10 protein-coding genes, 1 tRNA gene and 3 pseudogenes are annotated in these 11,235 nt (G+C 44.8%); 9 read left to right on the forward strand and 5 right to left on the reverse strand.

Features of this window, described 5'->3' with window-relative positions; all coding sequences use genetic code 11:
• The first annotated feature begins 214 nt into the window (after nucleotides 1-214).
• Nucleotides 215-733: an IS110 family transposase gene (locus tag BMY60_RS13795; RefSeq protein ID WP_371264222.1), complete on the forward strand. Its 519-nt coding sequence runs from the start codon at nucleotides 215-217 to the stop codon at nucleotides 731-733.
• A 17-nt stretch (nucleotides 734-750) separates the two neighbouring features.
• Here the strand turns inward: BMY60_RS13795 and BMY60_RS16075 are convergent, their stop codons facing one another.
• Nucleotides 751-954 carry a hypothetical protein gene (locus tag BMY60_RS16075; protein WP_218141708.1) on the reverse strand — a complete coding sequence of 68 codons (204 nt, stop codon included), beginning with the start codon at nucleotides 952-954 and terminating at the stop codon, nucleotides 751-753.
• Between the two features lie 40 nt (nucleotides 955-994).
• On the opposite strand from BMY60_RS16075, the gene BMY60_RS13800 reads away from it, so the two are divergent.
• The 5 genes and pseudogenes from BMY60_RS13800 to BMY60_RS13820 all read left to right on the forward strand — a co-directional run bounded on the left by BMY60_RS13800 (nucleotide 995) and on the right by BMY60_RS13820 (nucleotide 3,127).
• Nucleotides 995-1,070, forward strand: a tRNA-Phe gene (locus BMY60_RS13800).
• 127 nt (nucleotides 1,071-1,197) lie between these two features.
• A pseudogene (locus BMY60_RS16770) lies at nucleotides 1,198-1,329 on the forward strand (SWIM zinc finger family protein); the annotation flags it as partial.
• Nucleotides 1,330-1,469: 140 nt separating this feature from the next.
• Nucleotides 1,470-1,622, forward strand: coding sequence for a hypothetical protein (locus tag BMY60_RS15870; RefSeq protein WP_177166688.1), 153 nt, complete (start codon nucleotides 1,470-1,472; stop codon nucleotides 1,620-1,622).
• 31 nt (nucleotides 1,623-1,653) lie between these two features.
• Nucleotides 1,654-1,983, forward strand: a complete 330-nt coding sequence (locus BMY60_RS13810; RefSeq protein WP_090334417.1) for a DMT family transporter — start codon at nucleotides 1,654-1,656, stop codon at nucleotides 1,981-1,983.
• A 436-nt stretch (nucleotides 1,984-2,419) separates the two neighbouring features.
• The gene (locus BMY60_RS13820) at nucleotides 2,420-3,127 is read left to right on the forward strand and encodes a PEP-CTERM sorting domain-containing protein (RefSeq protein ID WP_090334420.1); all 708 of its coding nucleotides are present in this window, start codon (nucleotides 2,420-2,422) and stop codon (nucleotides 3,125-3,127) included.
• A gap of 281 nt (nucleotides 3,128-3,408) precedes the next feature.
• Here BMY60_RS13820 and BMY60_RS13825 read toward each other — a convergent pair whose 3' ends face one another.
• A complete protein-coding gene (locus BMY60_RS13825; RefSeq protein WP_090334422.1) occupies nucleotides 3,409-4,224 on the reverse strand; it encodes an SDR family NAD(P)-dependent oxidoreductase in 816 nt (271 codons plus the stop codon).
• A 189-nt stretch (nucleotides 4,225-4,413) separates the two neighbouring features.
• On the opposite strand from BMY60_RS13825, the gene BMY60_RS13830 reads away from it, so the two are divergent.
• Nucleotides 4,414-5,934 carry a BCCT family transporter gene (locus BMY60_RS13830; protein WP_090334424.1) on the forward strand — a complete coding sequence of 507 codons (1,521 nt, stop codon included), beginning with the start codon at nucleotides 4,414-4,416 and terminating at the stop codon, nucleotides 5,932-5,934.
• Nucleotides 5,935-5,998: 64 nt separating this feature from the next.
• On the opposite strand, the gene BMY60_RS13835 is transcribed toward BMY60_RS13830, so the two are convergent.
• Entirely contained in the window at nucleotides 5,999-7,411 is a 1,413-nt protein-coding gene (locus tag BMY60_RS13835; protein ID WP_256250859.1) for an OmpP1/FadL family transporter, read from the reverse strand.
• Nucleotides 7,412-7,542: 131 nt separating this feature from the next.
• On the opposite strand from BMY60_RS13835, the gene BMY60_RS13840 reads away from it, so the two are divergent.
• Nucleotides 7,543-10,071, forward strand: coding sequence for an EAL domain-containing protein (locus BMY60_RS13840; protein WP_090334425.1), 2,529 nt, complete (start codon nucleotides 7,543-7,545; stop codon nucleotides 10,069-10,071).
• A gap of 102 nt (nucleotides 10,072-10,173) precedes the next feature.
• Here BMY60_RS13840 and BMY60_RS13845 read toward each other — a convergent pair whose 3' ends face one another.
• Complete coding sequence (locus tag BMY60_RS13845; RefSeq protein WP_371264223.1) at nucleotides 10,174-10,377, reverse strand: transposase; 204 nt, start codon at nucleotides 10,375-10,377, stop codon at nucleotides 10,174-10,176.
• 216 nt (nucleotides 10,378-10,593) lie between these two features.
• Nucleotides 10,594-10,984, reverse strand: a pseudogene (locus BMY60_RS13850) (transposase); the annotation flags it as partial.
• A 5-nt stretch (nucleotides 10,985-10,989) separates the two neighbouring features.
• Between BMY60_RS13850 and BMY60_RS13855 the strand changes: the two are divergent.
• Nucleotides 10,990-11,115, forward strand: a pseudogene (locus BMY60_RS13855) (IS1595 family transposase); the annotation flags it as partial.
• Nucleotides 11,116-11,235 lie beyond the last annotated feature (120 nt).

The following is an 11,235-nucleotide window of genomic DNA, read 5'->3' on the forward strand; positions in this document are numbered from 1 at the left end:
GGATTACAAAAGTCCAAATCAATTTGAAGCAGAAGCAACAAAATACTCGACAAAAGTGGCTTAACTGAGGTGTCCGGTTTTACTTGACCAGGTCAGTGTTTCAGATTCACGGTGTTGATGACCATGACAAGATTGTGTTGCGCAAGCAATTGCGCCGAAACGAGATGGCAAAGTTTTTCGCCAATTTAGAGCCCTGTTTGATTGGCATGGAAGCATGCGGCAGCTCGCACTACTGGGCGAGGAAACTCAGCGAATTTGGACACACCGTCAAGCTGATGTCCCCCAATTTGTCAAACCCTATGTGAAGACCAACAAGCATGATATGGCAGATGCGGAAGCGATCTGTGAAGCGGTCAGCCGGCCGAACATGCGTTTTGTACCAATCAAGAATGTTGAGCAACAAGCTATCCTGTCAGTACATCGAGCCAGACAAGGTATGGTCAAGGCCAGAACCGCACAAGCAAACCAGATACGTGGTTTGCTCTCTGAGTTTGGTATTGTGATGCCTCAGGGAATCCGGTCGATTGGCAAACGTATACCGGTTATTCTGGAAGATGCCGAAAACGGTTTGCCGGATATTCTGCGCAAGTTGCTGGACAGACTGAACGATCATCTCAAAGAACTGGACCGTCAGGTGGAAGGACCGTCAGGTGGAAGAACTGGAGTTGCAGATCAAGCTGTGGCACCAGGCGAACGAAGCCAGTCAGAAACTGGAAGCGATGGCTATTGGTGATGTATTGGCAGAGCTGCTCACGGTGTCTGCTCCTGTGTTTGATTTTGAAAGTAGGGAACGTGGTTCTCAAGATACTCGTTCCACCGCGCCGGCGTATCGAACAATTCACGGCATGTTTCTGCGTCTAGTAAAGACTCAGGTTCCGGTCTGGATACCTTGTTATTCTGGCTGGATTCTGGTAAATTAGCGCCCTTGCTTTTGGGGTTCGACTTTATTCCCAAGTTGTGCGCCAGTCGATTGTTTTGCAGTATCTAACTAACAGGCCAAGTAGCTCAGTTGGTAGAGCAGAGGACTGAAAATCCTTGTGTCGGTGGTTCGATTCCGCCCTTGGCCACCAATAATATCAACCACTTATAGCATAATGGCTTAAGTGGTTTTTTTGTATTACAAAAAATGTAACGGGATTTGTAAGCAGATTTTGGATGTTTAATTCTAGTTAGGGATAAGCCAAAGGTGGAGAGAATATGAAAGAAATAGAATTCTTTGTACAAGGCTCGGCGCACGAACCATACTGTGTCACATTCATACTCGATGGGAACAATTTGAGTGCTTTTTGCACTTGCCCTGCAGGAGAGAATGGTCAATATTGCAAACATAGATTCGCAATCCTAAAGGGCGAGGATAAAGGGGTTGTGAGCGACAACGTACCAAAAGTCAAGGAAGTGGCAGCATGGTTGCCGGGGACAGACGTAGAAGCCGCAATGATGGAGGTCGCAGAAGCGGCGCATGAGTATGAGTGTTGAATGTCAAATACTTGCAGAAATACCGCGATGATACCAATGAACGTAATGCGCTGTGTGATGCAGCCATTCATGCGCGGTTCAATACGCTGATCTTGCCGCTTGACTTGGATGACAGTTTCCGGTTGCGTTGTTCTGGTGAAATATAAATTCAGCCGCAATTTTTAAAGACACACTTAAATGGGTTACTGGTATCTTGCAATAGCTATTGTCGCTGAAGTCATAGCGACTAATGCCTTGAAAGCTTCGGATGAATTCACGCGATTAGTACCGAGTGCGATTGTTGTGGTCGGTTACGGTGCGGCATTTTATTTTCTGGCAATTGCTCTGCGAACAATTCCCGTTGGTGTTGCCTATGCAATCTGGGCGGGTGTGGGTATTGTTTTGATCGCCTTGATTTCTGCAGTAATTTTCAAACAAATACCTGATATACCGGCAATTATCGGCATAGCGCTGATTGTATGTGGTGTTGTGGTGATACAGGTTTTTTCAAAAACTGCCGGATATTAATCGGTTATTTTCGGTTATATCTGTTATATCTGTTATTGGTGCAGTTGTAAAAATCGCTACGCATGCTGGAAGGTATGAAAATGTATTGAAAAGATTTGCAAAAATATGGCAGTAGCAGGTGGTGCAACAAATGGTGAACTGTTGTTGCTGTGATCCTGTGGGTTTCTCCTGAAATGCTGTCATTTCAATAACAACAGAAATAATCCACAATCGTTCACATTCCCTGTTCATAAAACTCATTGAAAGTGTTCATGGTAATGATACGCAGTTTGTCGAACAGATTTACATTGAAATTAATTCTTTATTTTGACTTTTGCCTGATGCTTTACCAGTCCGGTATTCTCAGTTAATGGCATGAATATTGCTTAACTCTATTTATAAACGGCTTCAAGATTTGAATATTCTGCCGTTTTAGAAAAATAAAAGGAGTTGTAGCATGAAAAATCTAATAAAAACTGGAATTATAATTTTTAGCCTGGGTTTAATGGGCGCAACGTTAGCTGGCCCTGTTGCGTGGGACACTAATTCTGGGTCGGCAACATGTTCAGGTGGCGTTGGAAATAGCTGTACATTTACTGAAAACGGTCATATGCTCACAGCGCGCGCATATTCGACTGCCAACAACAGTGGCTCAGGAGTGTTTGAAAAAGCCACACTGACCGTCTGGAGCGGTGGGTTGGGTGTTAGAAATCCCGATCAATACAATGAACGATGGAGTCCGCACCACGCGCTTGATGATAGAGGCAGAGACGAATTAATTGTATTTGAAAACAATTACCTCGGCTATGCATTTACCGGTTTTGAAATTGGGTGGCGTCGAAATGACTCCGATATCAGTGCATGGGTTGGATCGCTTTCTGCAGATTATGATTTTACAGGCGTCAGGTTTTCCGGCTTGGCAGGTTTGGGTTTTACCAAAACCAATTTTAACAACGTGCCGACAAATACGCTGCGTTCCCTGGGATCGTACGTTGGAAACTACCTGATTCTTGCACCGAAGCAGGATTCAAACTCCGAGTACGTCAAGATTAGACAAATCAACGGCAATATACCCAACCAGATTCCTGAACCAGGTACATTAATTTTGTTTGCGGCTGCGGCGCTGGGCTTATGGATCGGTAAAAGGCGTAATGTATGTTGGTAACACAACAGTCCTTTTTGATTAAAGATTTGATGAGGTTAAATATTCTAATTTTTAAACAATTAGTTATGTGTAACTTATAATCATAATTACCCCCTCCACAATAATTTAAAAAACGTTATAGTATTTAAGGGACTTGAAATGATCGCTCCCGAAAAAGTTTATGCCGATATTTTTCAAGATCGGCAGTTCCGTTAGGAAGAAACATCAACAGCGTGGAAAGCCCGGAATCGCTAAAAATATCGCACATAAATTGTAAAACGTTGCACTTGATTTGATAGCATTCAAATTTTCATTTTAAGCCGGACGGCCCAGTTGAAGAGCCGGCTGCCCAGCAGCCAGTGTGATATCACTGCAGTTTTAGAATCGACGGGTAAAGCGTGGCGCATGGGTGGAAAAGCTGTAGTAGCCGCTTTCAAGACGGCATGTGCAACGATTTCCGGCCCAGGTGCTTTAGGCTCTCCAGCAAGGAGACGAGGAAGGGCGTCGAGAAGTCTTTGGTAAGCGGACGGATGTTTGACTGTTTTGAGTAATTCAAATTCTTTTTCAGCAAACTCTGTTTTAATCAAACCCGGCGCAATGACAATAACCTTAATGCCAAATTTCATGACTTCGCTGCGCAAAGTTTCTGATAATGCTTCAACTGCATGTTTCGAAGCAGCATACCAGCCAAAACCCGGGAGTGATATTTTTCCCAGAATCGATGCGATATTGACAATACATCCGGATTTTTGCGAACGCATATGCGGCAGTACTGCGTGCATAAAGCGTGCGTAACCAAATACGTTGACTTCAAATTGTGCATGAGCGGCTTCCATAGAAACGCACTCGATAGCACCTAATTGCCCATATCCTGCGTTATTAACCAGTAAGTCAATACGGCCTTTTGCTGCCACGACCTTATTTACGGTTGCTTCAATTGCTTCGGCATCCGTTACATCCAGTTGAACCGGTTCTATGCGGTCCGAGCACATGGCTTCCAGCCTTTCCTTGCGGCGCGCCATAGCATAGACATAATAATTATTTTTCGCCAGGAGTTCGGCAGTTGCTTTTCCTATACCGCTTGATGCGCCGGTTACCAGTGCAATGCGTTGTGCCATGATTGAATTCTTGATTTTATTGAGAATGATTTTCGCATCGATTTAGCTGGTTTGTTAAAATTGGCAAAAGCAGTAAAGTCAGCTGAAATGAATATAAAAATAAGATTGTTAATAAATATAGCGATGCCTGGATGTTGGCAATTCGGCTAGCGCAACTGGAAACCCACTCTGAACGGATACACACAATTTATGCGCCAACCGATCGTTTATTGTACACAATTGTTACGTGAATGGCGTGACGGAATTTCGCCGCCTGTTTTTTTTACTGCGGCTGCAATTAATATTGCTTTGATAACGTTTGCCGGCATTTGGAGTGAAACGGCTGGCCGATTATTTGATGCATTATTACATAGGATTACCAGTCTGTTCGGCGGTTATTATATTGCAGCAACAGTCGTGATGGTTATCTGTGCATTCTGGTTGTTATTCAGCCGTTATGGAGATCTGAGATTAAGTGCGCCAGACGAAAAGCCCCAGTTCAGTCTATTAGCATGGCTGGCAATGCTTTTTGCAGCGGGAATGGGTATGGGGCTGGTGTTTTGGGGAGTTGCGGAACCGCTGTACCATTATTATGATCCTCCCACTGCTGAGCCTGAAAGTGCGGAAGCTCGAGCAGAAGCCATGCGGTTCAGCTTTTTCCATTGGGGACTGCATCCATGGGCAATTTATGTTATTTTCGGCCTTTCCATTGCCTTGCTTCATTTCCGGTTTGGTCTGCCGCTGGCACCAAGGTCACTGCTTTATCCCCTGTTTGGTGCGCGAATTCATGGCTGGCTTGGACATATAACGGATGCTTTTTGTACGATTGGAACATTGCTTGGTGTGGCGACGTCTCTCGGGTTGGGTGCAATGCAAATCAATGCTGGATTGAGTCATGTCGTCGATGTCGATTATTCGGTAACGATTCAGGTTTGGATCATCACCCTCATTACAGCAATTGCAACAGTCTCGACGGTAAGTGGCGTCTCCAGAGGAATCCGTTACTTAAGTGTTCTAAATTGCCTGATTATGGGTTTTTTTTTAGTCTTTGTTTTTTTGGCGGGGCCGACCACGTATCAGATAACCGTTTTTTTTACAACAGTTATTGATTATGTCCAGTATTTTGTTCCAACCAGTGTGTGGCTGGACTCACGTTCCGGGGTCGATTGGCAGACGCAATGGACGCTTTTTTACTGGGGATGGTGGTTTTCCTGGAGCCCTTTTGTCGGCATTTTTATTGCACGTATTTCCAAAGGGCGGACCGTACGTGAATTTGTCGGTTTTGTATTGCTGATTCCGACACTGATCAATTTTGTCTGGTTCTCCGTATTTGGCGGCACGGGACTCTATTTAGAAAAAGAAACGGGCAGCATGGCGGGTCCAGTCATAGATAATGCTGCCATGTCGTTACATGCACTACTCGAGCACCTGCCTTGGACCACAGTGATGCAATGGGCCGGACTGTTGTTGGCAGTCATCTTTTTTATTACATCCTCTGACTCAGGGTCATTCGTCGACGACATGGTTACATCCGGTGGTAATCCAAATCCACCGGTTGCCAACCGTGTATTCTGGGGTATTTCAGAAGGCGCGGCTGCCGCGGTTCTGTTACTGGCTGGGGGTCTCCAGGCGCTTCAGGCTGCTTCAGTTTCGGCCGGGCTGCTGCAAAGTCTATTGCTACTGATCGGTTGTGTCGGCTTGATAAAGCTATTGCGCAGCATAAACATATGACGGCTTAATATGATCAGGAATTAGATGCAAGTTTTGTGTTTATAATAATCGTGCAATAGCGCATTTAAAATCGCCAATCCAGTTGCAGTCCGACAATATTGATATGTTCTGTAAATTTGCCAGTTAATTGATCTCCAGTCGAACCGGTTCTGTTGATGGAGGTATCGTTGATGAATAAATGCGCATATGCGACATGCACATCAATGTTTTTGAGAACCGCATAGGTTGCGCCTGCTGTCAGCCAATAGCGGTCATTGTCAGGAATCCTGGGTGAACGGTGGAGTGGACTGGAGACGGGTGACTCATCGTAAGAAAAGCCGGTGCGCAAGGTTAATTTGTTGATAATTGGTGAATAACGCAATCCAAATGCAAACCGCCACGTATCTTTCCATTTCATAGTCTGAACATCATCCGGCTGGAGTGATGAAAAATGCGTCCTGAGTTCACGAATGCGGCTCCAGCGCGTCCACAGGGCGTCCGCACTGAGTGCCCAGGCGGCATTGAATTGATGAAAAAAACCAAAAAGTACATTATCCGGTAACGTGACCGGCGTCTTTGCGGATGTGTCTACAAAAACATGACCTTGTGTTAATAGCCTTGCGTTTTCAGGTACGGTAAAATCCGCATTTCCGCGTATGTTATGCTGTACTTTGGAACGATAGCTTGCACCGAAGCGTGTATTTTCTGTTGGTTTGTAAAAGATTCCGATGTTATAACCGAAGCCAACGCTGTCGCCCTTCAGTGATACATGTCCGTCGGCCGTCTGCGGCATCAGTCCCTGGCTGGCGCAGGCAGATGGATTAGCTGCGTTCAGGCAAACCATCCCGAAGTCAATGGCATTGGTTAATCTGGATTCAAGATATTGCACATTCAAGCCGGCGCCTACGGACAGTTTTTCCGTGATTTTCATGGAAGCAGACGGATTAAAATTAATTGTGACAAGCTTTGAATCAATCGCCTGATAACGGCCTTTCCAGTCAGGGTGATAACTGCTTTCCATTCCAAATGGAATATTGATGCCCAATCCGACGGCGAACCGTTCAGACAAATTTTGTACATAATAAAAATTAGGTATCAAAACTGTGTGCGGCGAATCGCCGCCATCGTTTCCGCGCAACGGGCTACCGCCAACTTGTGGACTTAACTGTGATGCAGTATTTTTAAAACGAACAGAAGGAATAACCGCATAGCCTGCAAATGAAAACAGACCGCCGCGAACATGATTCATGGCGCCTGGATTGAAAAATACCATGCTGCCGTCTTCAATGTTGGTCGGGGCGCCGGAGAAAGCCTGCCCCAGCTCTTTGACGCTGCTTTCCATAGTGGCAATACCTGCTCCCGATGCAGGGGACAAATAAAATAACAGACAACACAGGCAATAAAAGCGGTTGCCCTGCGCAATACGGATAATGTTAAGTTTAATCGTTTTCTCCAGAATTCTATTGTAGCCCGGATTATTGCGATAAAATTCCAACAATGGTTTATCGGTATCTTCTTTTATTTAGTTATTTTCTTGAATCTAAATTAGCCTATTAATTTTATTGATTATTTTCTTTGATTCCAAATTTTTTTGCAATAACCGGATACAATTTCTAAGACAGAGTTGCGATGAAAAACAAATTTCAGAATCCGGTACCGCCTAATCATCGTAATGATTCTGGGTTGTTGTTGGCAGATCATACTTCCGAAATCCACATCGAGCAGATCAAGCTGCTTTTTCATTTCAGTAACACAGCTTTTCTGGCAACGCCTTTTCTTGCCTTAGCGCTCGTGCTGGTTCACTGGAACTATGTTCCCAAGGGAGAGTTGCTTGCCTGGCTGGCTGCAATGTTTCTATTAAACGTTATACGATACTTCCAGGTAAAAACATATTTTAAGAAAGATGTATCATATTCTGATGCAATCAAAGCTGCTCGATTTTTTTTGCTCGGCGTTTTTTTCGCAGGTTCGCTTTGGGGTGTAGCGGGTGGCATTTTTTATCTTGATGAAAGTCCGACTCGCAAATTGTTTCTTGCGTTTTTGCTTGGCGGCATTGTGGCGGGTTCAATGACAACTCTCTCATCATACAGAGGGGCTTTTTTAATTTTTTCAATACCGGCCATGCTGCCGTTTACCTACCAGATGATGACACACAGGAGTGAGCCGAATTTGGCAATGGCTGCAACATATTTGTTGTTTCTGATCCTGATGATTAAGATTTCACAACGTAATTACTACAATATAACCGATATATTGCGTTTGCGTTTGCGTTTTGAGAATTCTGATCTGGTACGACGTCTGCTGGTTGCTAAAGACCAGCAACTTGCAACCAATTATAAACTGCAGGTGCAAATCGAAGAAAAAAATCACGCCGAACGGAAATTGCAAATCGCAAATAATGAACTGGAGCAACGTGTCAAGGGACGCACTGAAGCGCTAGTTCAGTCCAACGATAAGCTGGAACAGGAAAAAGAATTATTTAAGGTGACGTTAGCCAGTATCAGAGATGCGGTTATAACGACCGATGAGCACGGCAAGATAACGTACCTGAATCCGGCGGCAGAGCTGCTGACCGGAAAAAATAATAATGAAGTACAAGGAGTTTCGTTTCGTCTGGCGTTTCAGTTTGTTAATGCGATCACGCAAAAACCCATTGATAATTTGATTGCTGATCGGCGTATAAAAAAAACTGACGCTTGCAGAGACAATCAGGAATGCTTATTGATTCGAAGAAATAATCAAAAATTTGTTATCAGTTACGCAACAGCGCCAATTTATGTTGGAAAAGGAAAAGTAATTGGATCGGTATTAACATTTCGCGACGTTACAGAAGAACGAAAACTGACACAGAAATTGACCTACCAAGCAACGCACGACGCATTGACAAATTTACTGAATCGCAATGAATTTGAATCCCGGCTGGCGCAGATTCTGGAGTCGACGCATGAATACCAGTCGCATGCGCTTTTATATCTCGATCTGGATCAATTTAAGGTGGTGAACGACACCTGCGGGCATAATGCGGGTGATGAGTTGTTGCGCCAGGTCAGTTCCTTGTTGCAAACCAAATTACGCAGTGGCGACACTTTTGCGCGTCTGGGCGGTGATGAATTCGGCATCATTCTGGAGCACTGTCCGCAACAAAAAGCGTTGCGTATTGCAAAGATGCTGTGCGAACTTGTGCAGGATTTTCGATTTTCATGGCAGAACAAAGCCTTTTCGATTGGTGTCAGTATCGGGTTATTTCCGATCGATCAAACCAATATAAGTTTCGCAAAAGCGCTGAGCGCCGCCGATAGTGCCTGTTTTGCAGCCAAGGACAGTGGGCGCAACCGGATTCATGTGTTTCAGGAAAAAGACAGCATATTATTAAAACGAACAGGTGAAATGCAATGGTTGCCGCGCATTCAACAGGCCATCGAAGATAACCGGCTATTATTGTATTATCAGCCGATTATTCTCATATCCACAGAACAGAAGGCCGAGGAACATGGGGAAATTTTGTTGCGCTTGCAAGACGAGCAGGGTAATTTGATATCACCAGGCGCTTTTCTGCCTTCGGCGGAACGCTACAATCAGATGTTGGCGCTTGATCGCTGGGTTGTTGAACGCACGCTACATTTACTCGATACAACGTTATCTAACGCACAGCAGGTTGTATACGCAATCAACTTGTCTTCACAGTCTCTTGGAAATGAGGGTTTTCTTGAATTCGTTGTTAGCAGCATTAAAAAACATCAAGTAAGTTCTTCCAGTCTTTGCTTTGAAATCACGGAAAATGTTGCGCTTGCCGATCTGAAGCATGTCACACGGTTTGTTACGGCATTGAAGAAATTAGGCTGCCGTTTTTCAATGGATGACTTCGGCAGTGGATTGTCATCGTTTGGCTATCTTAAGGATTTGCCGCTAGACTATCTAAAAATTGACGGGCGGCTTGTAAAAGATATGACGACTGATCCGGTGGATCGTGCAATGGTTGAGGCGATACATAAAATAGGACATATCATGCGGCTCAAAACAATTGCCGAATGGGTAGAAAACGATGCAACCCAACATTTACTTAAAGAAATGGGTGTAGATTACGTACAGGGATTCTGGCTGGCCAGCCCGTATCCCATCGAAACCAGGCACCCGGATAAAAAGCGGAACGAACTATAGTCCGGTTTAAAAAGTACTTTCAGGCGCGCCACTCGTTTTTAATATTCCAGTATGTCGCCCGTTCCGGTGTGGCAAATGCGGGTAATGCCAGGGCAATCGGGCTTAAATTGCACCAATAATTTTTAGCAAGTAATCATTGCTCCAACCGGCCTTTAGCTGTTTTATTTTTACGCCAACCCTGGATGTTTTTTCTTTTTCTATCAGATTCAACGCAATATGTCTGATAATGGCGAGATTGGCTGCGCCATGGCCTTTGCGTGCGCGATTGCTGTCTTCGTCAAAAGCAATATCCAGAACCCAGTGCAAATTGTTTTCAATAGCCCAGTGAGCGCGGACGGCATGCTCCAGTCGGCGGGATTATTGGCATTCAGACCGCCGATAAAATAACGTATTTCCTCGGTTACTGAAGTTTTCCTTTTTTCCCTATGCGACCATCCGCAATAATGCTTTGATGAGAGAATTTTGTTCGGGTTTGGCTGGCTTAGGGCAAAAGATAGCAAAATCTGTATCTATCCGCCCCAATCACGCATCAACTGCGTACGCTGCCTGCGTGATTGGGGCGGAATGTTGTGCCTTTGGCGAGCAACGCCCAGATAATGCGTGCGTTCTTGTTCGCCAAAGCGACTGCGGCAATATTCCTGTTACGCCGTATTATCAGTTTACGTAGCCAGCTTTCCGGCTCAGCTTTGTTCCCAGCAAAGCGGATGACCGATCGTGCTCCATGGATAAGTAAGGTACGCAGGTAAGTGTCGCCACGTTTACTGATGCCAGGCAATAGCTGCTTACCACCGCTGAAACATTGCTTTGGGACCAATCCCAGCCATGCCGCCAATTGTCTGCCATTCTTATACTCTGTGGCATTCCCTACTGTTGCCACAATGGCACTCGCCGTGATCGGGCCAATACCGGAAATCGCTTCGGGACTGTAAATTAAACTGTGTTTCTGTTAACTTTGAGCTACATTTAAAAGAGCCTGAATGGCGCTGGAAGAAGCAAACGGATGAGTTGGCTCAGGAACTATGGCAATTCATCAAATATTATTAATCTCTGCTAGTCTAAAGCCTTTAGGGCATCTCTAAAAATTGAGGATACAAAACGAAGCGAGTCAGACAGGAAAGTTTTTCTCCATGGCTGATGTATAATAACATTTTGTATATTAGAGTG

Origin of the sequence: Nitrosomonas sp. Nm51, from assembly GCF_900111165.1 — a bacterium.
Lineage (GTDB): Bacteria > Pseudomonadota > Gammaproteobacteria > Burkholderiales > Nitrosomonadaceae > Nitrosomonas.

What these genes read in the sequence shown, in the direction of transcription:
- BMY60_RS13840 (WP_090334425.1), top strand. Translation starts at nt 7,543, where the DNA reads ATGAAAAACAAATTTCAGAATCCGGTACCGCCTAATCATCGTAATGAT.
- BMY60_RS13830 (WP_090334424.1), top strand. Translation starts at nt 4,414, where the DNA reads ATGCGCCAACCGATCGTTTATTGTACACAATTGTTACGTGAATGGCGT.
- BMY60_RS13795 (WP_371264222.1), top strand. Translation starts at nt 215, where the DNA reads ATGCGGCAGCTCGCACTACTGGGCGAGGAAACTCAGCGAATTTGGACA.
- BMY60_RS13825 (WP_090334422.1), bottom strand. Translation starts at nt 4,224, where the DNA reads ATGGCACAACGCATTGCACTGGTAACCGGCGCATCAAGCGGTATAGGA.
- BMY60_RS13820 (WP_090334420.1), top strand. Translation starts at nt 2,420, where the DNA reads ATGAAAAATCTAATAAAAACTGGAATTATAATTTTTAGCCTGGGTTTA.
- BMY60_RS13810 (WP_090334417.1), top strand. Translation starts at nt 1,654, where the DNA reads ATGGGTTACTGGTATCTTGCAATAGCTATTGTCGCTGAAGTCATAGCG.